Raw genomic sequence first — 23,670 nt, forward strand, 5'->3', positions numbered from 1 at the left:
TTGTTCTCATAAACTAGAGGGGTTATTTTGAATAATTTAGTCTTTCCCCTCAATGTTAATGTTATCCTGTGAGCTTTCTACCTTGCGTGTTCTAGTAGTTGACGACCACGAACTGACTCGTTTAACCTTGCAATTGGTTTTCTCTTGCCAGGAAAATATTCAAGTAGTAGGTTTAGCCAGCAATGGTGAAGAAGCGATAGAAATGGTTAAACGTTGCCATCCTGACGTCATTGTTCTAGATTTACAAATGCCTGTCATGGATGGCTGGAGTGCATCTAGTCACATTAAAGCTATATCTCCGAACACCCAGATTCTTGCTTACTCCTCAGTAGAAGACGTAAATTTTCAGGGGACAAAGGCAATGTCTAGCTTTGATGATGTTTGCAAGAAAGATGTGCCTACAAGCGAACTTGTTGCCCTAGTTAGGCAGTTAGGTCAGCGTGCAGGAGATGGTTCATTTGCAGGATAAATGATACAGCAATATTGCTTCGTCAACTCAGGCTTAGTTCAATTCTGGGGGTTTGAGCACATGATAATAGTGAGGAGCGTCGGTATAGCCTAAAGTTAAGGGTTAAACCGACGCTATTTTTAATGATTTTTACTCTACCGGAATGGTGCGTCTAAATTCATCAATTAATTCATCCAATTCTTCCAAAGCCTGATTTACGTCAATTCTCAAAGTTCCCAGGTTTGGTTGCTCCAGAAGGCTTAACAGGTACTCGCGTTTATTTTGAACTGCGACGATTCGCTCTTTTATAGTCTGTAGATCCATTATTTTTTTCCTATCTTTAACTACCTTTAAGTTTAAAGTTAACTCAAAATCTCATATTCTGGGACACTATACGCCCTTTTAACTGGGAACGATGTTCTTCCCTAATTTGTTACTCATAGCCGATGATAATAAAACTGACGTATTCAGACTTTATACTAATTTAAGCTCATGCTACGCCAAATCTCTTTGGGAACACTCGGTTTAACAATCGGCGGCATATTAACGGTCATTGGCTTCGTCGCCTATGCTGATAATAATGCCACACTCAATCTTGTCGGATTTTTTTACGGGATTCCTCTCTTGTTGGGAGGACTAGCGCTGAAAGCTAATGAACTTAAGCCAGTACCCTTTAGCCAAACTACGTCACCTTCAGCATTAATGCTACGCCAGCAGCAAGCAACTGATACTCAAAATAAAATTCGCAAAGACATCACCCGATATTGCTACGGTCAAGATGCTCATTTAGATACAACACTTTCTTTTCTAGGTTTAAGTCCTACAGATCAAGAACGACCAACAGTCACAGGGTTGCGAGAAATAGAAGTCAATGGGAACTATGCCCTAATTTTAGAATTTGATTCACCGCTAATACCATTTGATGCGTGGCAAAAAAAGCAGGAAAAAATGACCAACTATTTTGGCCCTGGATTGGAGATTCAAATAACACAGCCATCTGAAAATACAATTGAGCTAGCGTTGATCAATACTCAAAAAGAGTCACTAGTCAGCAGTCAATAGTCAGAGGATGTTTTAAAAGTCCTTTTATCGGGAGTAAAACGTTTTAGATCCCCAAAGTCTCCCTTGTTAAGGGGGACTTTTATTCTGGTTCCCTTTTTTTTAGAGGTCAGAGAGGATATAGAAGTGATTAAAATTACATCCAACCACTTTTAAAACATCCTCTCAAGAAAAAAAATTATTGTTACCCAGACTCCATATCTTTATGGCTTTTAAGTTATTTTTTGTGATTCTCTTAACCACTGACCAAAAAGTTACTTTTCTAAACGAACTGCATACCACTGTAAATATTTTCCAGGGCCAATATCTAATTCGCAACTAGTGTCGAGTAAATATTGTGCTTGAGCGTCCAAAGTATCAAACTTTTGCAAGTCAGGCGGCAAATCTTGAGTTATGAGTTCTTGGAGAGTTGTTTTGAGCTTGTCTAATAACTCTGATAGTGTCAGAAATTGTTCTGGTTGATTTGTTTCTAGAACAACAAAGTTATCCTGCTGATACATTAATGAGTCTGGCATTTTAAAGATTTGGTGAATGTAAATAGGGTTAGATTTTTTGTAAGATTTTCCGGTTGTTTGTATAGTCAAAAAATGGCGGTTTTATGTGTTGATTTGAAGTATTTATTAATTTTAATTTAGTAATTTCAGAATAAACAACCGATTTTTTAGTTGACTGATATATTGTAGTAGAAATCTGCCTATCTTTAAAAAGTTGCTTGAGTAACATATCTAGTTAATTCAGATTTTAGGTGGATTTATGCCAAGTATTACTAAATATACTGAATCGAATTAAATAAGAATTTTTACTTAATTTGCTAACCTAGATTCACTAGATAATAAAGCTTTGCACTAAGCTTTATCTGATCCTTATGTAATTATACTAAATCTCAGCAAGCCTTGCCGAATAGACTAAATAAATTTAAGTCAGGTGATATTAATAATTTACTATTAGCTATCTTCTAAGCGGATTTTGGCAATTGCATTGCTCTGCCTTACTAAGTTTCTAAACTAACTACAGAACTACATAATTCAGGTATGTATTTGCAATTCTCAAAAAAATTGTAATTTGACTTTAACAATGGGGAAATATAAAAGTAACAATTTCCTCTCATAACCATAGCTGAACAAAAAGGTAACAATTGCCTTCGTGCTCCAATTATAGATTGTCTATGCAACTTAGTTATCTACCGCTTGCTTGGCTCAAGAACATTGAGCAGTCCATTGTCAAAAAACAGTTGATTTTGAGGCCAGACACACCTTTGTCGCAAATCCCCGCATTGAGGAAAATAGCGATCGCCCCCATGCGATCGAGTTGCACAGCCTTTTTCAGCATAGTCCCGCAAGTGGAAGGCAACTCATGTCAGGCATAAGCCCATTTCCTCTTTCTACAAAGCAACCGCCACTGATTCTAGTGGCTGATGATGACAAGACCATCCGAGTGTTGTTGCGTAAAGCTATGGAACAAGAAGGTTATCGAGTGGTCGAAGTCAATGATGGTAAGCAATGTTTAGATGCTTACGAGGCTATCAAACCAGATATAGTTTTGCTAGATGCTGTAATGCCTGTGATGGATGGCTTTACCTGCTGTAAGCACTTGCTCCAAATTGCCAGGAATAATTTAATATCAGCCCTTGCGAATTTTGATACTAACTCGACCCTTAAAAATACAGTTATATCCAAGATATGGGAGCGCACTCCCATCTTGATGATCACATGCTTGGATGATGAGGAATCTGTAAACCGTGCTTTTGACGCTGGGGCGACTGATTATGTAACTAAGCCAATTCACTGGCCTGTATTGCGCCAGCGGTTGCGCCGACTGCTACAACAAGCGCAAGTATACAAACAATTAGAGGCGGCAAACCAAGCTTTGCATCACCTTGCCAATGTAGATGGCTTAACTGAGTTGGCTAATCGTCGCCGCTTTGACGATTATCTTAATACTCAGTGGATTAACCTCGCACAAGAGGGATCTCCTTTGTCAATGATTTTGTGTGATATCGATTTTTTTAAATTTTATAACGATAGATATGGTCATCCGGCTGGGGATGTCTGTTTACAAAAAGTGGGTGCTGTCTTAAGTCTTAAGGTACAAAAACATCAGGATTTAGTAGCGCGTTATGGTGGCGAAGAATTTGCTGTGATTATGCCATACACCCCTGCATCTGGTGCAGTTCATGTTGCCTCTGTGATACAAGCCGGAGTTAAAGATTTACAAATTGTTCATGACGAGTCTGCTGTGAGTGAGTATGTCACTCTTAGTATGGGCGTGGCGACTGTTGTTCCTAATTGGGAATCCTCACCTTCAGATTTGATCGTGATGGCAGATAAGGCACTTTATCAAGCAAAGGCTGGGGGGCGCGATCGCTTTATCTCAAGTTCTTAATTGTCATTTGTCATTAGTCATTGGTCATTTGTCAATACCCAATACCTAAGAAGGATAAACTGGCAGTGTGAAGTGAAACCATGCTCCATTATTGGGGGCAGAGTCTACCCAAATTTGACCATAATGTGCTAGGACGATGCGTTGGCATAGACAAAGACCAATGCCGTAACCTTCTGTGTCTTCATCCCGTTGCAGTCGGAAGTGATTTTCAAAGATGCGATCGCGATTTTCTACAGGAATACCAGGCCCAGTATCGCCAATACTAAACTGAACTTTTTGCGTAGTGCGGTGCAATCCGGCGACGCTAATTTTGCCACCTTCTGGGGTGTATTTGATGGCATTATCCAACAGATTAACTAGCACTTGCCGGATGCGTTCTGGGTCAGCATATACATAGGGCAAGTCATTGGGAATATCCGTTTCTACTTCTTGGGATTTGGCGGTGTAGCGATCGCACAATTCTTCCAGTACATCTAAACATAGTTTACCTAGCTGTACTTTTTGTGGTAAAATTGGAAACTCCGTATCTTTTCCCCGACCCACCTGTAAAAGGTCGGCAATCATCCGATCAATGACTTTAGTTTGATTACGGGCTTGTTTTAATAGATGCGCTGTCAGGGACGGTTTGAGGCGCTGGAATTGGCCTGTCTCTAAATTGTAATTAGATTGGAGAGTTTCTATAGCGATCGCGGCGGCAGTTAGGGGATTGCGGAGATCGTGCGCCAGCATCGCAATCACCCGATCTTTAAACTGTAGCTGCTCTTGGAGGTTATCTTTTTCCTGTTTCAAGCGAAAAATTTCGTCTGAGAGTCGGATTAGTTCAGCAGAAACAGCAACCGAACGGATAGTGGATTTGGGTGATGTCACCCTAACATTGTCGTCTATCCGTTCTTGTAAGTCTTCCTGTAATTTTAAGTAGGCGTCTACAGCAGCTTGCCACCGAGGCCACCAATTTTTCAATTGCGCTATGATATTACTCCCAGCTAAAACCTGTCGTGGTTCGGGATGAATTTTGATTAAAGCTGGTGTTGCTACCAATTTAAAGTGTTCTGCTAAGTAAGGTTGTTGTCCAACATCGATAGTTTGAAGTTCAAAACTATACTCAGCCTGCAACTCTTTTAAGTAAGCACGTATTCGCTGCACTTGTTGGCGGGACTTGGGGCGTCCATCGACAAACAGTAACAGCTGGAGGGGAGCCTCAGAATAAATAGGCTGATCCTGGGAAACTTGCATGTAATCGTGTTTCAGCACTGGTAACAACCCGGTGACGCTTTACAGAAAGTAAAATGGACTGACGGTTGTCGATGGTCGTTGTTTTTCTTCTTAATATCTATTTTAGATTTTCATATTCCTATCCGATCTGCGTTTTTGACATTAGATATATCTTTTTCAGCCTTTTGCCCCCTTTTAGCTAACTTCATCTCCAAGAAACACCCAAGCCCCTTGGATATAAGTCTTAATTTGCCCTGAATTAAAAATTTTCGCCAGAGTTATCAGCTGAAAACGTTATTACTATGTCAAATCGGTTAGTGCAGCAGCTTGTCAATTTGAGTACTCGCTTTGAACAAGCGATCTCCAAACAAACGCAGATGCTAATTGTATCTAATTTATCAGGAAGCTGTTAACTGTTCAGACCAAGTTTGTAGAGGGTTTTCTCAACCGCCAGTGCATGGGATGAAGTGTCTTCTTTGCCTCTACTCAATCCTACTAATGATTGTGAAAACAGCCATAGCTAACTATGCACTGCCTCTATAACTTGCGAAGCGCATCTTGTGCCCAGCTTTCCTAAAAGAACCGCTGCCCTATCCCAGATGAACAGGGGATGGGTTGCCAGAGAGAAAGCTTTGGATAACATAGAGGCGATGCCTACGGCGGTAAACTACGCACTTTTAGAGGAAGCACTCACTGCTTTCGAGGCTGCCAAGAAACTCTTGACCACAGCACAAGTAGCACTTTCTCTAGAAAATCAATTTAGAGATACTAGGGAAACTGCTGCGACACTTGACTGTTTTACCTATAACCTCAGCCGCCAAGAATAACGAACTTACGCTAAATTCCTGGAATTGCTTAAAACTGGCATTTTCCAGCTATTGCCTTACTCAGCTTACCATCGTCAGATGAATAATTGCCAAAATCGATTGTAAGCCAGCGTTAGCGAACTTTATCTATCTATTCCCCTCCTTGGGTGAGGCTAAGAGGGAATTTAATCCTAGTCTATCACTTCAGTTGCTTGGCGTAGGCTTTGCCCGCCGTAGGCATCTCATTATAGTGTATCTGGAAGAAGATTAAAGCTTTTACTAGCTAAAGAACGGTTTAGCTAGTTATCAATCAGTTATCCGCTCTAATAATGTAATATTTCCAAAACTATCTGAAAATTTGTGATAATCCTTGTGGTGGAGTCCTAGATTAGATCACTCAAATAACAAAACTCTTATCTAGCAGGCATTCCAGATTTATTTATGTTTTTTTTTCAAAAATGTTAGTTTGCCAGAATTTTAGGGAATTCTATAAATAAGCATGGGAATTATCAAAACCTAATGGCTGTAAAACGAAGACAATACGGTAGCTTTTGCTACCGTTTACTCATTTTTGGAGATATCATCATCACCAACAGAGACATTTACGAAGAAGATGCCGTGAGTCGGTAGTGTCGTTTTGGTGATACAAATAGTCAGAGAGCAGAAAAAGCAGGGATACAAGGGATACAAGGGATATAAGCGGAAAAAGAGAAAACCATGCCCAATGCCCAATGCCCATTTAATGAACAGTCTGCGCTAGGGTAGGAATTGAAACTCAATTTGTGATTTCCTGTGCTTCCCTGCAAACGTCCAGCTGTATTTCTAATTTGGGCTGTTCTACTCACTTCCTTAACAGCCTGTGCTAACAGTCCAGTCGCCAAAAACCTTGAGCAATCTTTGGCGGCAGATCCGAAGCTGCAAAGCAATCCAGCTGTCTTTGGAGAATCTCAGACTAACCAACCGCAAGCACAGCCAAACGAATCAACAGTTCAGTTACCAGTTGATTTTCCCAAAGATATCCCCCTATACTCCAATGCCAAGCTAGAGGAAGTTACACCTGCTAACGGTTCAGAAAATAGAGTCTCAACTCGTTGGTTGAGTTCTGACCCCAGTAACTTTATTGCTAGCTTTTATCGCAGCCAGTTTCAAACAAATAACTGGCAGATTTTACAACAGCCAACAGATGATGCGGGAGGTGCTTTTGAGGCACGTCGTAACGATTTGCTGTTGAAGGTTTCCATTCAGCCTAAATCAGTTACTAACGCCACACCTAATCAACCCCAAACAGCAACCGAATTACTGATTGAATACACACCTAATAGTACTGCAACGGCACAATCTACCCCAACTGCAAATCCTAACGAAACTACTAACGCCGTTCCTCAACCAGTAGATCCACAGTTTATTGGCCCGACACCACCCGCAAACTTGGCAGCACAGCCACCAAGCACGGCTAATAATCAAATAACTCCTACAGCGACACCTGAATCTCAGGAATTTAACGATCTGAACAAAGCACCGCAAGAATGGCGGCAATATATCCAAGACTTGGCTGCATTAGGTGTTTTGTCTTTAGAGCCAAAGACAACTAAGAGTAACTCTACTACCACAACTAACCAGTTTGAACCCAGTAAAATCATTACACATCGGGAATATGCTCGTTGGCTAATTGCTGCTAACAATGCTATGCATATCAGCAATCCAGCTAAACAAATTCGCTTGGCATCAGAAACTACTCAACCAGCTTTTAGTGATGTTTCGGCAAAAGACCCTGATTTTCCAGCAATTCAGGGATTAGCTGAAGCTGGGTTAATTCCCAGTCCGTTGTCTGGAGATTCTACAGTAGTTTTGTTTCGTCCTGATGCACCCCTAACGCGGGAACAGTTGCTGTTGTGGAAATTACCTCTAGATACTCGCCAAGCTTTACCCTCTGCTAACTTAGATGCAGTTAAACAAACCTGGGGTTTCCAAGATGCAGCGCGAATTGACCCCAAGGCTTTAAGAGCGGTGTTGGCTGATTATCAAAATGGCGAACAATCAAATATTCGGCGGGTGTTTGGTTATACGACTCTGTTTCAACCCAAAAAACCAGTAACTCGTGCTGAGGCTGCTACAGCTTTGTGGTCTTTCGGTACTCAGGGTGAAGGTGTATCGGCTGCTGAGGTTTTGAAATTAAAAGGCGGTTAGTCTCTCATTAGCATAAAAGTGAGCAATTACCTTCTAAAAGGTGGTAATGTTTGCCATTTCTTTGTGAAATAACTATTTTTTATCAAGAGAATGTAAATCTAAGTATTTTCAGCGTTTTTATCCGTGTTTGATGAAATTTTGAGGCATAGTTAGGTAAAACAACGTAAATTAACTCAAACGAACAAATACCACGGGTAAAACAAATATGAAAAAACAAGCTGTAGCAGCAGGATTTGTTCTTTTATCTTTCATGTTGCCAACCAAAGTCTTGGCTGGGAGTTTTAATCAGCTTTATGTATTTGGCGATAGTCTTTCCGATCCAGGTAATGTATATAATGCTACTCTTAAAACATTTCCTCCAAGCCCACCTTACTTTGAAGGACGTTTTTCCGATGGGCCACTATGGGTGGATTATCTCGGAGATCAGTTAGGGTTAAACCCTACCTTATTAACTACTATTCCTTCCACACCACCTATTCAAGGGATAAACTTCGCTTTCGGTGGTGCTAGCTCTGGTTCAGGTAATGCTGTCGTTCCCAATGCAAATTTACCGGGAGTGCTTGAACAAGTCCTTGGTTTTGCTGGAACTCTGCAAGCAAATAATCAAACTGCTAACCCAGATGCACTTTATACATTGTGGGGAGGTGGAAATGATTTCCTTTTTCTTGACCCCGAAGACTCTACCGCGCCAATCAGTAATATATCCCTAGCATTGAATACTTTAGTAGGAATCGGCGCGAAAAATATTTTGGTGTTTAACTTGTCAGATTTGGGACAGATACCAGCAGCTACAATTGACGATCGCAATCCTGCAAACCTTAGCAAATCTACTAGTGAGTTTAACTTGGGTTTAGCAACAACTGTGAGTGCTTTGAGCCAAGACCCCAACCTCAACATTATCTCTATTGATATTTTTTCTCTATTTAATCAGGCAAGTGCATCCGGTTTTACGAATGTAACCGAGTCTTGTCTCTCTAGGCTAGATATATGTGACCCAGGTAACAACAAGTTTCTCCTCTGGGACGATTTCCACCCAACCACCGCTGCTCATAAGGTGATAGCAGACACCGCACTGGCGGCGATTAATGCTAAGTCTGTCCCGGAACCTGCAATAAACTTGGGAATTTTAGCCCTTGGTGCTTTTGGTGCTATAGGAATGCTGAAGCGTCAACAAAAAAGAGCAGCAGTTGTATCAGTAGTGCGGGTTGTTGATGCACAATTGTCTCATACAACAGTTGAAAACTAAACTAACTGTATTGATGTGGGATTACGATCGCTTATTTGAAATTATTGAAGAATTGGTGATGCACCATTCTCCTAGTGGTGTAGAAGCTGAGATTAATCAGTTTTTGATGGAACGATTTGCGGCGCTGGGTGTAGAAGTTTGGTGCGATCGCGCCGATAATATTATTGCGAAAATTCCAGGGAAAAATCCAGATGGAGCGATGTCTAACGACAAGCCGCTTCGCGTCTACGCTATCACCGCACACAAAGACGAAATTGGCGCAATTGTCAAGAGTATAGGTGATGAAGGTTGTGTCAAAGTCAGCAAACTTGGTGGTTCTTTCCCGTGGGTTTACGGCGAAGGTGTTGTCGATTTAATCGGAGATAACGAAACCATTAGCGGTATTCTCAGCTTTGGTTCCCGCCACGTTTCCCACGAATCGCCCCAAAAAGTCCAGCAGGAAGATACAACTGTTAAGTGGGAAAATGCCTGGATTGAAACGAAGCTGACATCTGCGGAATTAGAAGCAGCTGGCATTCGACCTGGAACTAGAATGGTAATCGGTAAGCATCGCAAGCATCCAATTCGGTTAAAGAATCATATTGCCGGTTACACCTTGGATAACAAAGCTTCTGTTGCCATTTTGCTAGCCTTGGCTGAAAACCTGAAACAGCCTGCTGTTGATGTTTATTTAGTAGCGTCAGCTAAAGAAGAAGTAGGAGCAATTGGGGCGCTATTTTTCACCCAAAATCAGCGTTTGGATGCCTTAATTGCTTTAGAAATTTGTCCATTATCTGAGGAATATCCTGTGAAAGATGGGGAAAGTCCTGTACTTTTATCTCAAGATGCTTATGGGATATATGATGAGGGGCTAAATAGTCAACTGCGCCATAGTGCAAAGCAACTCGATATGCCAATACAATTCACAACTCTAAGCGGATTTGGCAGTGATGCTTCGATTGCCATGAAATTTGGCCATGTTGGACGTGCTGCTTGTTTAGCGTTTCCCACCCAAAATACACATGGGTACGAAATTGCTCATTTAGGAGCGATCGCTAACTGTATTGATTTGTTAAAATCTTTCTGCGAAACTGAGTTTGAGTGATAATTCGAGGTTCCATCAAATTAACCGAAGAACCGCACAATGCTTGATTTATGTCAAACTTGACTATTGAGCAATACTTTTATCAAAGCCGATGATGGGATTTGAACCCACGGCCTGCTGATTACGAATCAGCTGCTCTACCACTGAGCCACATCGGCGTTCACAATCTAAGAGTATAACATGATTTAGTCATGATAAACCAAAATCCCAAAAATCGTCTTAACCCTGAACAATATGCCAGCCTTAAAGCAGAAATAGCCGCTCCTTATCGTGGCTTACGACAATTTATCTATATTGCTTTCGGTGCTTCTGGCTCCATTGGCGCATTTATCTTTTTTTTCCAAGTCCTTGCCGGACGCGATCTTGAGAGTGCTTTGCCTAGTTTAGCTCTCCAAGTAGCGATCGTTGCCCTAATGGTGTTCCTCTGGCGCTGGGAACAGCGGCGGCAAGCAAGCCCCCAGTCGGGTAAAAATCCTAATTCCTGAAGCGAGAAATTTAGCTGTTAATTTTTTACTGCTTTCTTTTTGCATATCTTTATTAATGATGTTATGAAGATTAAAATATCAACAGAGAAAAAATAAAAAAATTATTAGGAAATGCCAAAAAGCAAAAATTTCTGAGAAACTAGAAATCGTTGAAACGGGGTCAGCCAATATAAAGACCCTGACCATAAACCCAATAACATTCAAATGGGGTTAGCTATATTTAAAGACCCCAAATTTTATGTTTAAAAAACCCTAGAATAAAAAAACTCACATTAATTGGAAGCGCCAAACTGATAATTTGTTAGTTTGGCGCTTCCAATTTGCTAATTAGGTATTTACTGAACAGTTACCAAATAGGATGAAGGAATTGGTTGAGCACGTCCAGCATTGACGAGTGCCTGGTAAACAAAGGCAGCAACTTCGGCTCTAGTCGCTTGACGATTAGGATTGAGTTGCTTGGCTGTGGGATAGTTAATTACTAATTGCCGTGCAGTTGCCGCAGCAACAGGAGCGATCGCATAACTAGGAATCTGGGCAGCGTCGGTGTAAAAGGAAAGGACATTCTGATTATTTGCAGTTAAGCCCAAACCATTAGCTAGAGCTACTAACGCTTGCACTCTCGGAATTTGCTGCTGTGGCTTAAAAGTGCCATCGGGATAACCAGAAACAAATTGACTTTGGTAAGCAGATTGAATTGCAGCATAAGCCCAGAAATTGCTTGCTACATCTTTAAATTGAATACCTGCGCGTTTCACTGGTGGTGTTAAGGCTTTAGTGATAATAGTGGCAAATTGAGCGCGGGTTACAGGTTCATTGGGTTTAAAGGTACCATCAGGAAAGCCAGCAATAATATTTTGGGAGGCTAAAGCTTCGATGTAAGTTTTCGCCCAGTAATTTGCTGGCACATCCTTAAAGGCGACAGGCCCTCCAGGTGGTATATCAACACTTGCCGCAACAAAATCTACTGAGCCAAAAATCTTTTTCTGATCGATATCGTTGCCAACAGCAAGAATTGTACTGGTTTTGGTGGCGTTGTTCACATCATAACGAGTGTTATTGCGAATAAGATTGCCACCAGGATTTTCGTTGGTGCCAAGGTCGGGTAGAGCACTGACAGTCGCTACTAAGCCATCTCGCTTATTGTTCTGAATGACATTCTGACGTAATACAGGCTTTGCTGACTCTGAGATAAAAAGACCGTCTTGGTTTTCGATAATTTGATTTTCCACAATTAGGGGTGTGGAAGTGCCACCGATCGCTAAACCAAAACCAGTATCCTGAAATAAGTTGCTCCGAATTTCTCCTTGGGCAGCTCTAGCAATTGAAATTCCATTGCCTTTGTTTTGCACAAAGAGGTTGCCTTCGATTTTGGGATTGCCTGTACCTGTGACAAAAACACCCTCTCTAACACTGTTAGTAAAAGTACTGTTTTTGATAATGGGATTAGTTGACTCCACCCACACCGCTGTACCCCGGCTATTTGGGTTGGTGACGCTGACACCAGCGATCGTGGCATCTTGCTCGGCAAGGATGGTAATGTCCTGTCTGGCAAAGGTGCGACTAGTGTAGAAACCTCCACCTGTAATTAATATTGCCTGACCTTTAGTAGCTTCATCACCCCGCAGCGTCACCCCTGGTTTAAGCAAAAGCGGGAAGGTTTCGCCACTTTCTTGGTTATAGTTCCCAGGAGCTAGTTGAATAACTGCACCTGGTTGAGCTTGACTCAGAGCGAAACTGATGCTCTTGTAAGGTGCTGCTGAGGTTGCACCAGCACCAGCACTATCTATACCAGTTGCGGGATTAACGTAAATCACTGCGGCTGTTGCAGGAGCTTGCGCTGTGAGAGTTGGAGCAATACCTTCTTGAGTAGCACCAGCATTAACTTCACCATGTAGTAGTATTGACCCGCCGGAAACAACTAGCAAAGCCGTTAGTCCCGCTCCCACGCGCAAAGTATATCTGAGATGACTGCTAGAAAGAAGGCGAAAATTTTTCGCTAGAGAAATGTGAAAACCCCGGTATTTCATTTTTTCCGTCTGTGATGTGCTGAATTATGGTGTGTCGAACAAGATTGAAGGTAGCAGCCTTGTAGCTGCTGTAAAATCTATGCAAAACTATACTGGATGATTAGCGCTGATTCAGCTAAATTCCTTAGATAGATCACAGAACTTATACATTAGTTATATTCTTTTATTCAGAAAATTCTACTAGTACACTGTAGCCGAAGTTTGCCTACCCTTAACAATTTGCTTGAGCAAATTATTAAGGGTAGGCCCCAAACCTTGTTAATTGAGATGATAGATAGATTTTCGCCAAGCTCTACAGAGGCTTTTGGATGAGGTGATGTTCTATCAACAAGTCTCTCGCTGCCTTGTCTAAGCGCTCATCCTGCCTTGGCTGATTTATTTCTTGTATTTCCTAAAGTTAGATGCTGCAAATAATGTTGCTGGAATATCATCACAATAAAAGTAAATCTATTAGAAATAGGGAGAAATGCATTTTAATTTTTTGGGGCTGCGTCGCATTTTAGTTTTAGTAGGCACTACCTGTCTTCTCTTTTTGTCCACTCCTGCATTTGCTGCGGAACAAATAGTGCTGAAGTATGGCGTCTTCCGTGAATCACTTTCTGTAGAGGAACTATCCACCTTTGCCCAAACCGGTGAACTCTCACGTTCATTAAGAGTCAATTTAGCTTTGGCGCGACAAGATCCCAAAGCCATTCGTCAGTATCTAACGGAGCCAGTGAAGATAAACCCTGTTTTTCTAGATAGAGTGCTAAATAGCCAGATTGGTAATATTATTTTGGATAAAATTAGTCAAGTTATTTCTACACCGTCTCGGAGAGCAGACCGACAGGCTTTACGAGCCGCATTGATACTTTCTGCGAGTCAAGACGGGCAAGTGTCGCTGATTGAAATTATTAAGAATTATCCCACAAATGAAGTTGAAGTTGATGGCGATCGCTTGGAGAGTGCATACCGTCAACTCCGTCGCTTGCAAACTAGCCTACAAGATTTACTTAATTTTTAGTAAGCTAAAGTTTCTAAAGTTTCCCTTAAATACCGCTGTACCTGCTGTTCTAAGCGAATTCCCTGTAACTGAGCATCGCGTTCTAGTTGCCAGCGTTGAAAACCGGAACTAGTGGAGATCGCGCATTTGAGGCTATACCAAATTTCAGTATCAGCAGAAAATTGGCGATCGCTAGAAGCTGGAATTTGAGCCATAGTTCCTCATTCCTTTATTTTAACTTCAACGGTAACTGGGTATTGGGAATAGGGCATGGGGCATTGGTTATTAATTCTTTTCCCCCTGCTCCCCCTGCTCCTCACTTGTAGCCCTTTAAAGTGAAATAATTACTTTTGGGGCTGCTATTAATCTGTATTAATCCTAAACAAGGATTGCAACAATCGGGGGACGATTTGATTAACCCGTACACCTAAAATTGTGAAATCCTGCTTAATCTTTTCTAAAGATAATGGCTCTATGCCAGCGAATTCTGTGTCATTAGTCACTAAAACTCGCATTACACTCACAGGTATTTGTAAAAATAGATTGCTGCCTAAAAAAGCTAATCCCGCAAGCAGTAGTGCGAGGCTGCGCCATTGTGGGAGAAATCTCGCTGAATTTGCTACTAATGGTGCAATTTGGTAAAGATGCCACAGCACCCAAACCGACAATACTGCTGCCACTAATGCCAAGATACGATTTAACTTTGTATTAATTAAACAGAGAATTTTTCGCTGCCGCTCAGTCAGATTTTCTGGCTTTAGGGCTATTCCTAAAAGAGCAAATATATAAAAAGGTCGACGCAACTGCATCCATAGCAAAGGGAGAATACCAATGGCGGCAACTAAAAATAGCTCCATCCAGACTGGTAAAAACGGCTCACCTACAGACAAGAACAATAAGCAGAGTAATAAAAAAATAGGCAATGTCGCCAATCCAGCGACATGAATCCACAAAATAGGTTCAGAGCGAAATGAATGCATATTATAAAAAGTTGTGAGTTAAGAGTTAGGAGTTAGGAATTAGCAGCCTTTAACTCCTAACTCCTAATTTATCACTCCTAACTTCTAACCATTTTACCCTTAACACTATCTCGTTAAGGTGAGAGTGCGGCGCTTCGTAACCATCTGATAGGATTCGATGATGTCACCTTCAACCCAATCATTGAATTTATCTATGCCGACACCGCATTCATAACCGGCGTTGACCTCGCGGCTATCTTCTTTCATCCGTTTTAGGGAGTCAAGGACGCCTTCAAAGATCACCTTACCGCCGCGTCGCACTCTGACTTTGCAGTTGCGAACTAGTTTGCCAGATTGAACGTAGCAACCGGCAACAGCACCGCGACCGACTGGGAAGACGGCACGGACTTCGGTTTGACCCAAGGGTTCTTCCACCAACTCTGGTTCCAAAAGACCTTCCAAGGCATCTTGGATATCTTCTAGGAGTTTGTAGATGACGTTGTATTCCCGGACATCTACACCTGCTTCATCGGCGGCTTGTCTGGCGCCACTAGCGAAGGTGGTGTTGAAGCCAATAATTACAGCGTTACTGGCAGCTGCTAAGTCGATATCTGTCTCGGTGATTTCCCCAGCAGTAGCCAACAGCATCCGAATTTGGACTTCGTTTTGCGGGATTTGCTTGAGCGCTCCCACAATGGCTTCCACTGAACCTTGTACGTCTCCCTTCAAGATTAAGTTGAGTTCTTTCAACTCGCCTTCTTGTGCTTGAGCTGAGAGAGTTGTTAAGGTAACACGACCCTGTAAGAGGCGGGATAGGCGTTGTCTGTCTGCGCGATCGCTAGCGAGTGCTCTGGCTTCTTTTTCGTTCTGGAAGACCTCGAACTCGTCGCCTGCTGCTGGCACATCACTTAAACCTAGTACCTCGACGGCAAAGGAAGGAGAAGCAATGTCTACTCTCTTGCCTCTGTCATCCACCATTGCCCTGACTTTACCGAAAGCCGAGCCAGCTACCAAGATATCTCCCACATGCAGGGTGCCATTCTGAATGAGCAGGGTAGCAACTGCTCCCTTGGCTTTATCCAGATGTGCTTCAATTACAGTTCCTTTGGCGGTACGATCTGGGTTAGCAGATAGTTCTCCAACCTCTGCTACCAGCAGAATCATCTCTAAGAGCGTATCCAGGTTTTCACCCCTGATGGCGCTCACGGGAACCATAATCGTCTCACCACCCCAGTCTTCTGAGGTCAGACCATACTGGGTCAGTTCTTGTTTAACGCGTTCTGGCTGTGCCCCTTCTTTGTCAATTTTGTTGATTGCAACAACAATTGGCACTCCCGCTGCTTGAGCGTGGCTAATAGCTTCAATGGTTTGCGGACGCACGCCATCATCAGCAGCCACTACCAATACGGCAATGTCTGTTACCCGTGCTCCTCGGGCCCGCATAGCTGTAAAGGCTTCGTGACCAGGAGTATCTAGGAAGACTATCTGCTGCGGTTTACCCTCATGTTCCACATCCACATGGTATGCACCGATGTGTTGAGTGATACCGCCAGCTTCGCCAGCAGCCACTTTTGTTTTGCGGATTGAGTCGAGCAGGGTTGTTTTACCGTGGTCTACGTGACCCATAATTGTCACGACAGGCGGACGGCGGTGGAGATATTCTAGGTCTTCTGCGCCGACCATTTCCGTAATTTTCCGAGCTTCTGCTTCTCGCTCGACGGTTTCGACTTCTATTTCTAGTTCTTTTCCTACCAGGGTAATTGTGGGAATATCCAGATTTTGGGTGATACTCACCGCCATGCCTTTGAGGAACAGGATTTTGACAATCTCTGTATCAGGGACGGCTAAAACGTCAGACAGTTCTTGCACAGTCAACGGCCCTGTGATCGTCACTTTTTCGGGGCGATCGCGCTTGGTTTCAGCTTCTTGGCGACGGTTTTGATGATGGTCGCGGCCAGAACCAGACTTGGAACCAGATTTAGAACCAGGCTTTCTCGCTCTTGCAGTTGGGGCGCTAGCAAGGGTTGCACCTGGCATCTGTACGGGTCGAGTCGCTTTAGGTTTGGGAGGACGAGCGATGGAAAGGCTAACTTGGACTGTGGCTGGTGAATCTATATCGTCATCATCCAGCAAATCTTCTTCAAACTCATCATCAAGTATGGGTTTGATCCGCTTGCCTTTGACGCCGGCTTTAGCCTTCTCTTTAACTTCGTCAATTATTTCCTCTTCTACCCACTTTTTGCCGCCTTTGGTCGGGCGAGGCGGACTTGGGCGTTTCAAATCGAGGAGATCAGGTGTGACTGGTTCATCACCAGAACCTTGAGATTTGCCCGCTATTCCTGACATCTGTCTGGGTGGAGTAGCGATGGGCATTGCGGCTGCTACACCTTCACCTGGGCGTGCTGGTCTGGGTCGTTGCCCTTCTCCCAATTGTGATGGTGCAGATGGTCTATTGCCCCTCTGCTCTGGTCTGGTGGGTGAAGGAGTAGGACGACTTGTTCTTTGTGGTGCACCTGGTGGGGACTGGTCAGTTGGCAGTTTAGCAACTCTGGGCTTAATCTGCTCGCGATCGCCGCCTTCCACTGGCCGCAGCCGTTGGTCGCGTTTAAGGATTGGTTTATCTGCCTGAGAGACTGGCTCATCTGCTACCTGGGCTTCTTCTGCCGCAGGTCTGGCTGGAGGAGCAACTAGTTGTGGTTTGATCGGTTTTTCTGACTTCGGTCTGGGTGGAACTATTTTTTCCGGTTTTTGGGATGCTATTTTTTCCGGTGCCTGATTCGGATTAGGCGTTTGTTCCAAGTCAGCGATCGGAGGTTGCTCTTGAGTCTCTGATTGAGTCCGGGGCACAGGTCGAGTTGGTGCTGCCGGTTTCTGGGGTGAGACTGGTGTAGCGAAAGGCCGTGGAGGAGAGGGAGGATTAGCTTCAGACAAGGCAGCTTGGGTATTGGTAGCAAGTGACGCCTCTGGGGCGTTGGAAGTAGTATTTCTCAATATTTTGGGTTTGAGTATTTCCAAAATTTGCGGTTTGTGGGGTGCAGCAGGTCGGTTACGTCCGCCGTTCGGTGGTGAATTTGGCTTATGGCTGGTTGTACCTAGTTCTTTTTTGGCTGATACATTCGTAGTTGCAAGCTTTTCTGCTGCCGCCCGGATGTTTTCTGCCTCGGATTCTGAAATCGTGCTGCTATGACTTTTGACCGAGATGCTGAGCTGCTCGCAAATTGCTAATAGCTCTTTGTTATCCAAATTCAATTCCTTTGATAATTCATAGATTCTAACTTTGCCGTTGTTCATCCACTCTTCCCCTTTAATTTACAGTTTTAGCGGATGGTTGCCTGGTTTGCGACATCTCCATCCTTGGATTACTGTTTTTAGGTTGCCGTTCAGTTTTTGCCGGTGCCTCCAATCAGGAAAGAGAGATGTTTCGGTTTAATAGTGGCATCCCCACCAGGAATGATGGTTGAGGGATACCCATAAAAATTTCTTAAATAAAAGATTTTTATAGGAACCCTGGACGCCGAACTGCGCCTGAGCGCTACCAGGTTGCCATTTTGTAGTTTCTTGTTTTGTTGATTCTGAGTCTTCCACAACACAATCGATTACATCTTGTTCTGGGAATGTTGCCTCGCCCCTCTTGTTATTTTTTAGAGAAGCGAATGCCTTTTACACCCATTTACTATTTTGGCACTAACCTTGACGATCAACAGGGAGTGTGATGAAAGCGCGACTTGGGCTTTCGACATAATTCCTCTGGAGATTAGGTCACAAAGTTGTTCCAATTAAATTTGGTTTTGGTTTTGGGTATTACTGCGGGCTAGACGTTGCGACAAGCTTTGGTACAGTGTTTCTGGCACTGATGCATGTAGCGATCGCCCTAGTCGATTTTTTTTTTGAGCCGCTTGTAGGCAACTCATTTCCGGACAAATATAGGCGGAACGCCCCATGCCCTGATCTAATTGTACCTTTCCCGATGGAAAGACGCGGACAATCCGCCAAAACTCATCTTTTGAGCCTACTTTGCGGCAACTAATACAGCGCCGATAATTTGGTTTCATCGGTTTTTGATGATCTCAGTCCAGGATTTTGGATGTAAAAAGAAGTTTATTATTACTATTTTTTACTTATACCAAGTAGCTTTTGAGAAAATAATCCTTGAGACTGAGACTACAATCTACAGTATCAAAACTTTACAAAATTAATCAATTATTCGTCATCGTTATTGTCAAAACTATCCTCCTCTTCTAATTCGTCTTGATTTTCATCCTCTAATTCTTCTTCATAGTCCAGATCATCTTCTTCTGCATCTTCCTCTGATTGATATTTTGTTCTGACGGCTGCAAATTTGGCATCTTCTCCTGCGAAGTCATACTTAGCTTTGTCTTTGATGTCTATTTTCCAACCAGTCAGACGGGCTGCCAAACGGACGTTTTGCCCTTCTTTACCAATGGCCAAACTCAATTGATCTTCAGCGACTAGTACGTGAGTTTGTCGGGATTCAGGGTCCATTAAGCGCACTTCATCTACCCGTGCTGGACTTAAGGCATTAGCGATATATGTTGCTGGATCTGGTGACCAGCGAATTACATCTATTTTTTCACCGCGTAATTCGTTGACTACCACTTGAATTCGCGATCCCCTGGCTCCAATACAAGCGCCAACTGGGTCTACGTCGCGATCAAGAGTATCTACTGCTATTTTAGTCCGGGGACCGACATAACGAGAGGGGGGGTTTGCCTCCCTAGCTACGGCAACAATCCGTACCACTTCATCTTCGATTTCTGGGACTTCGTTGGCAAAAAGATAAACTACCAAACCAGCATCCGCACGAGACACAAGCAATTGCGGTCCTCGTTGCTGACCTTGAGAAACTTTTTTGAGATATACCTTGAAGGTGGCATTTGCCCGATAATTATCGTTGGGCAACTGTTCCCGCTTCGGTAATTCGGCTTCTACTTCTGGCTGACCAAAATTACTGCTGACTGCCAAAACTACAGATTGCCGCTCAAACCGCAGGACTCTTGCTTGCAGGACAGTTCCTTCTAAATCTTGGAACTCTTCTTGCACCATCTGGCGCTGTTGATCCCGTAATTTTTGCGCCAATACCTGCTTAGTTTGCATCGCCGCCATCCGACCAAATTCTCCTTGGTCGGGGGTAACATCCAGCACCACAGAGTCCCCTAACTGCGCTTCGGGAGCGACTTGTTGAACTTCATCTAGGGAAATTTGGTGGTCTGTGTTATCTACTTCTTCAACAATGGTTTTGGTGGAAAGAACGCGAAATCCTTCTCCTTCAATATCGAGTTCTACTTCAAAATTTTCAAAATAATCTTCGTCAAACTGTTTGCGCTCTAAATTTTGGGCACGACGATAACGTTCATAGCCTTTGAGTAGTGCTTCTCTAATAGCTGATTGAACTGCAAGCCGGGGTAAATTCCGCTCGCGACTTATACTTTCAATTAATTCTTTTAATCCAGGTAAAGTAACCATTGACATAAGCAATCTCCTTTAAAAATTAGGGAGTGGGGACTGGGGAGTAGAGAGTGGGGACTGGGGACTGGGGATGGAAAACTACGCATTAGAGCCAGGGATTAGAGAATAGCTTTACACTGATCTCTAACCTCTAGCCTTTAGCCTCTAACCTCTAGCCCTTAGTTCCTAATCTCTAGCCTTGAGCTAAGGTGCTCTAGTCTCATAACTCCTGAGCCATAGCCCTTTGTTTATCGGCGCTCCTCTAGCTGCACCTTAGTAATTAGGGAGCGGGGAATTTCGACTACACGACCTTTTTGATTTAAGAAAAGTGCTGTCTCATCCCGACGAATCAACTGACCAATCCACTCTTGTTGTCCGTCGTAGGGTGGCGAAGTGGAGATGATGACAGGAAATCCTTTAAAGGAAATAAACTCCCTGTCTGTTACCAGTTGCCGCGAAATACCAGGACTAGACACTTCCAAGACATAGGCATCTGGAACGATTTCCGCAGCATCTAAGGAGGCTTCTAAAGCACGGCTCATCCTCTCACAATCGGTCAACCCGGTGTCTTGCTGAGGATTGCGAATATCTACCCGCAACACTGGTGGACTTTGGTTGGTGTGAAAAACAACGCCAACCACTTCCAATCCCAGTTCTTCTGCCACTGGTGTCGCCAAATCAATAATTTGTGGAACTAAAGGATGAGCCATGAGAGAATTCAATAAAAAAAGTGGGCTTCGACCCACTTCCTGCGATAGGTATATCTTCCAAGAAGTCTTGTGACGAACCAATCATGATTCGCCTAAATCGAGTTTAGCGCATTTATGGGATAGTCGGGCATTGGGCATTGGGCATTGGGGATTATGAAAAAGGGTAAAGGGTAAAGGGGAAGGGGGAAAGGGTTTGTTTCTTTATCCTTGTCCCTTTGTCCTCTCATCTCCCTTATCCCTTCATCTCACTCTCTATCCTTCCCGTATTTTGGGGAAAGTAGTGCCTTTATCAACTACTGCTGGAACTGATACTTGTGTTCTTAGCTGCCTGGTTTGCTCGATAATTTGGTCTATGTCTTCTTGGGACAAACGCTGGACGTAGTTGATTTTTATTTCTTCTAAGAAGTCAAAAAGTAAACTCTGAATTTCTGAAAGTACGTGTTTTTCCTTCATTTCAGATCCCAAAGCGTCGTTGAAGCTTTGTACGAGTTGACTGGTGAGTTTTGCGCCAACTGGGTCTTCAACTGCGCTAACTAAAGTTTTATAAAGATTAGTTGTGATTTGAGTCGCCATTTGTTCACTTAATTGGGTTTGGGCCTGTCCCACGCCAGGGAGGTTCTGGAGGTTTCGGTAGACGGGGACTTGATGGAAGACGGTTTCAATGTTGTGGCGCAAAATGGCAACGATCGCAGGTTGAATTTCGGGTAGCACTTGGTAAACAATTGTTTTTACCAAAAGACCTGCGATCGCTTCTACTTCATTCACATTATTAATATCTATGTAGGGACGTAAATTTTCTTGTTGCGAGAGCCAACTTGTTAGCTCACCCCGCTGAATTGAACCCTGAACCTGATTAATTACCCTCACCACTACAACTTCTGTGAGTTCTTCGGCAAAGTTGGCGACAATTCCCTGATGAATTTGTTTTCGCACTGGATGGAGATCCAATAATTGCGCTTGATCTAGGCGGACTAATACAGGTAAGATTCTCAACCATCGCCAAAATGGCAGTAGTAAAAATAGGTCGTACCAACGCCACAATAGTGCTTCAAACCAGTTTAAACCAGGATGTTGGCGTCTGATTAAGAAGGTACGCCCCAGCAATTCTACGCCAAATAAAATCACAAAGGGTAAGTCAAGAATCCAGAAGTTATCAACCAAATCGCCATTTTCACCGATTTGGCGGTAATAGTTAGTAGCAATCAAAGGGCTGATTCTATCGTTGAAAAAATTAATTTCTTGAACCCAGCCATTTTGTGAGAGGTAAGGCTGACTCCAAAAAGTGGCGAAGGATTGTTTTGCAGATTCGTTACCGATGCGATCGCGCATCCGATTTTTGATTTTTTCCAGAGTACCACTCTTATTCACTCCCGCGAACGGGTTAGTGTCAATCATCTCGTTGCTCAGACGCCTTATTTCTTCTAGCTTGCTCTTTACCTCAGATGACTCTAAACCTGTTTGGCTGACTTGTTCTTCTAATGCCTTGACTGTTTCTAAATAATTTTTCGTGTCTCGATAGGGTTCAATACCCTTTACTGGATCATAAATCTGAATAATTTGGGGAATTTTTCGCAAGTAGAAATCCCGCCAAGGTACGTAACTTAAATCAAACAAAACTAAACCTAAATTTACGGTGGCAGCAATTGCCATAAATCTTTCAAACCAAATATTTCGCTGCTTAGAATATTTTATATTTTTCATTTTTTGTAATGTATTATACGTTTCTTGTTTGTTGGAAACATAAGCTCTTTCATTTATGAATTTTCGGCTCTTTCCAATCAATTACGGTAATTTGCAGTTGATTAGACCCCAGTAGGGGCGAATATCTTTGCACCTCCTACTGTAATTTACTGTTCAAAGGGTGTATTCGATTCAAATGATAACTGCTGTATTTCTGCTAATCAAAGATACTTCTTTGGATGGATGACACAAACTTTTTTTTGTAATTCTAGTTAAAATTGACAAAAATAAATCAAAAATTGTTCAAAAATCATTAAATAATCGCAAAAAAAGTTATTAAACAAACTTAAAATGCAGCTGTTAACATTTATAATCCTGCTGATTTAATCCAAAGGAGTTTTAAATATGTGGTGTGGGTTTGGAAAATCAAGCGCAACCTTTGCTGTTACTTGCCTGATAACTGCTAGTTTAGTTGTAGACACAGGTTTCGCAGCCCCTCAACGTAGCTATACGCCCCAGCAATTCCGTTCTGTATTGCGCGGATTAGGCTATAACGTCAAGGTCACAAATACTGCTTTGACGGATGAGGAAACTAAAAAGGCAATTCGTGAATTTCAGACAGGTTATAAGCTAAAGCCTGTTGATGGGATAGCAGGGCCAAAAACCCAAGATTTTGCTGCCAACATCGTTAAAATTCTGCAATCAAATTTGAATGCAGTGTTGAAGCCAAATCCTCCCTTACCACGCGATCATTTTTATGGTCCCCAAATGGAAGCAGCGGTGAAGGAATACCAGAAGAAAAATCAGTTGGAAGAAACCGGAATTGCTAATTTAGCGCTCCGGCAAAAGCTCGATCAAGAAGCAAAGACACTTTTGGGTCAGCCGACAGCTAAACCAACAGCTAAACCGACAGCTACGCCAACAGCTAAACCGACAG

General features: G+C 42.9%; 22 protein-coding genes and 1 tRNA gene. 10 read left to right on the top strand and 13 right to left on the bottom strand.

Annotated features, from left to right (window positions below; all coding sequences use genetic code 11):
• The first annotated feature begins 52 nt into the window (after positions 1-52).
• The gene (locus ABF638_RS17560; protein ID WP_435024190.1) at positions 53-469 is read left to right on the top strand and encodes a response regulator; all 417 of its coding nucleotides are present in this window, start codon (positions 53-55) and stop codon (positions 467-469) included.
• A gap of 129 nt (positions 470-598) precedes the next feature.
• Here the strand turns inward: ABF638_RS17560 and ABF638_RS17565 are convergent, their stop codons facing one another.
• Positions 599-772: a hypothetical protein gene (locus tag ABF638_RS17565; RefSeq protein WP_176727152.1), complete on the bottom strand. Its 174-nt coding sequence runs from the start codon at positions 770-772 to the stop codon at positions 599-601.
• Between the two features lie 168 nt (positions 773-940).
• On the opposite strand from ABF638_RS17565, the gene ABF638_RS17570 reads away from it, so the two are divergent.
• Positions 941-1,510: a DUF2854 domain-containing protein gene (locus tag ABF638_RS17570; RefSeq protein ID WP_435024192.1), complete on the top strand. Its 570-nt coding sequence runs from the start codon at positions 941-943 to the stop codon at positions 1,508-1,510.
• Positions 1,511-1,761: 251 nt separating this feature from the next.
• On the opposite strand, the gene ABF638_RS17575 is transcribed toward ABF638_RS17570, so the two are convergent.
• Together ABF638_RS17575 and ABF638_RS17580 are read right to left on the bottom strand one after the other, a co-directional pair.
• Complete coding sequence (locus ABF638_RS17575; protein WP_435024194.1) at positions 1,762-2,022, bottom strand: chlororespiratory reduction protein 7; 261 nt, start codon at positions 2,020-2,022, stop codon at positions 1,762-1,764.
• A 661-nt stretch (positions 2,023-2,683) separates the two neighbouring features.
• On the bottom strand, positions 2,684-2,836 hold the full coding sequence (locus ABF638_RS17580) for a hypothetical protein (protein WP_435024196.1): 153 nt from the start codon (positions 2,834-2,836) through the stop codon (positions 2,684-2,686).
• 24 nt (positions 2,837-2,860) lie between these two features.
• On the opposite strand from ABF638_RS17580, the gene ABF638_RS17585 reads away from it, so the two are divergent.
• On the top strand, positions 2,861-3,889 hold the full coding sequence (locus ABF638_RS17585) for a diguanylate cyclase domain-containing protein (RefSeq protein WP_435024197.1): 1,029 nt from the start codon (positions 2,861-2,863) through the stop codon (positions 3,887-3,889).
• A 45-nt stretch (positions 3,890-3,934) separates the two neighbouring features.
• Here ABF638_RS17585 and ABF638_RS17590 read toward each other — a convergent pair whose 3' ends face one another.
• Positions 3,935-5,140 (bottom strand): histidine kinase, encoded by a 1,206-nt coding sequence (locus ABF638_RS17590; protein ID WP_435024199.1) that lies wholly within the window; start codon positions 5,138-5,140, stop codon positions 3,935-3,937.
• 560 nt (positions 5,141-5,700) lie between these two features.
• Here ABF638_RS17590 and ABF638_RS17595 point away from each other — a divergent pair.
• The 4 genes from ABF638_RS17595 (at position 5,701) to ABF638_RS17610 (ending at position 10,424) form a co-directional block, all read left to right on the top strand.
• Entirely contained in the window at positions 5,701-5,928 is a 228-nt protein-coding gene (locus ABF638_RS17595; RefSeq protein WP_435024200.1) for a hypothetical protein, read from the top strand.
• A 771-nt stretch (positions 5,929-6,699) separates the two neighbouring features.
• Entirely contained in the window at positions 6,700-8,094 is a 1,395-nt protein-coding gene (locus ABF638_RS17600; RefSeq protein WP_435024201.1) for an S-layer homology domain-containing protein, read from the top strand.
• A 205-nt stretch (positions 8,095-8,299) separates the two neighbouring features.
• On the top strand, positions 8,300-9,340 hold the full coding sequence (locus tag ABF638_RS17605) for an SGNH/GDSL hydrolase family protein (RefSeq protein WP_435024203.1): 1,041 nt from the start codon (positions 8,300-8,302) through the stop codon (positions 9,338-9,340).
• Between the two features lie 13 nt (positions 9,341-9,353).
• Positions 9,354-10,424 carry a M42 family metallopeptidase gene (locus ABF638_RS17610; RefSeq protein WP_435024222.1) on the top strand — a complete coding sequence of 357 codons (1,071 nt, stop codon included), beginning with the start codon at positions 9,354-9,356 and terminating at the stop codon, positions 10,422-10,424.
• Positions 10,425-10,510: 86 nt separating this feature from the next.
• Here the strand turns inward: ABF638_RS17610 and ABF638_RS17615 are convergent.
• Positions 10,511-10,582: transfer RNA gene (locus tag ABF638_RS17615), tRNA-Thr, on the bottom strand.
• 33 nt (positions 10,583-10,615) lie between these two features.
• Between ABF638_RS17615 and ABF638_RS17620 the strand changes: the two genes are divergently transcribed.
• Positions 10,616-10,909 carry a DUF3493 domain-containing protein gene (locus ABF638_RS17620; protein ID WP_435024205.1) on the top strand — a complete coding sequence of 98 codons (294 nt, stop codon included), beginning with the start codon at positions 10,616-10,618 and terminating at the stop codon, positions 10,907-10,909.
• A 335-nt stretch (positions 10,910-11,244) separates the two neighbouring features.
• On the opposite strand, the gene ABF638_RS17625 is transcribed toward ABF638_RS17620, so the two are convergent.
• Positions 11,245-12,936 (bottom strand): DUF1565 domain-containing protein, encoded by a 1,692-nt coding sequence (locus ABF638_RS17625; RefSeq protein WP_435024206.1) that lies wholly within the window; start codon positions 12,934-12,936, stop codon positions 11,245-11,247.
• 466 nt (positions 12,937-13,402) lie between these two features.
• On the opposite strand from ABF638_RS17625, the gene ABF638_RS17630 reads away from it, so the two are divergent.
• A complete protein-coding gene (locus tag ABF638_RS17630; protein ID WP_435024208.1) occupies positions 13,403-13,939 on the top strand; it encodes an alpha/beta hydrolase in 537 nt (178 codons plus the stop codon).
• On the opposite strand, the gene ABF638_RS17635 is transcribed toward ABF638_RS17630, so the two are convergent.
• The 7 genes from ABF638_RS17635 to ABF638_RS17665 form a co-directional block, all read right to left on the bottom strand.
• Positions 13,936-14,133: a hypothetical protein gene (locus ABF638_RS17635; RefSeq protein ID WP_069073454.1), complete on the bottom strand. Its 198-nt coding sequence runs from the start codon at positions 14,131-14,133 to the stop codon at positions 13,936-13,938. The two genes, ABF638_RS17630 and ABF638_RS17635, sit on opposite strands and share 4 nt — an antisense overlap.
• Positions 14,134-14,280: 147 nt before the next feature.
• Positions 14,281-14,898 carry a low-complexity tail membrane protein gene (locus ABF638_RS17640; RefSeq protein WP_435024209.1) on the bottom strand — a complete coding sequence of 206 codons (618 nt, stop codon included), beginning with the start codon at positions 14,896-14,898 and terminating at the stop codon, positions 14,281-14,283.
• 105 nt (positions 14,899-15,003) lie between these two features.
• On the bottom strand, positions 15,004-18,168 hold the full coding sequence (gene infB / locus ABF638_RS17645; RefSeq protein ID WP_435024211.1) for a translation initiation factor IF-2: 3,165 nt from the start codon (positions 18,166-18,168) through the stop codon (positions 15,004-15,006).
• Between the two features lie 485 nt (positions 18,169-18,653).
• Positions 18,654-18,929, bottom strand: a complete 276-nt coding sequence (locus ABF638_RS17650; RefSeq protein WP_435024213.1) for a YlxR family protein — start codon at positions 18,927-18,929, stop codon at positions 18,654-18,656.
• Positions 18,930-19,077: 148 nt separating this feature from the next.
• Positions 19,078-20,367, bottom strand: a complete 1,290-nt coding sequence (gene nusA / locus ABF638_RS17655) for a transcription termination factor NusA (RefSeq protein ID WP_435024215.1) — start codon at positions 20,365-20,367, stop codon at positions 19,078-19,080.
• A 224-nt stretch (positions 20,368-20,591) separates the two neighbouring features.
• Positions 20,592-21,053, bottom strand: coding sequence for a ribosome maturation factor RimP (rimP, locus tag ABF638_RS17660; protein WP_435024217.1), 462 nt, complete (start codon positions 21,051-21,053; stop codon positions 20,592-20,594).
• A 252-nt stretch (positions 21,054-21,305) separates the two neighbouring features.
• On the bottom strand, positions 21,306-22,754 hold the full coding sequence (locus ABF638_RS17665) for a hypothetical protein (RefSeq protein WP_435024219.1): 1,449 nt from the start codon (positions 22,752-22,754) through the stop codon (positions 21,306-21,308).
• Positions 22,755-23,138: 384 nt separating this feature from the next.
• Here ABF638_RS17665 and ABF638_RS17670 point away from each other — a divergent pair.
• The coding region (locus ABF638_RS17670) for a peptidoglycan-binding domain-containing protein (RefSeq protein WP_435024220.1) at positions 23,139-23,670 on the top strand (532 nt) is incomplete at its 3' end.

The sequence above is a fragment of the Nostoc sp. CALU 1950 genome (assembly GCF_051172895.1).
Taxonomy (GTDB): Bacteria; Cyanobacteriota; Cyanobacteriia; order Cyanobacteriales; family Nostocaceae; genus Nostoc; species Nostoc edaphicum_A.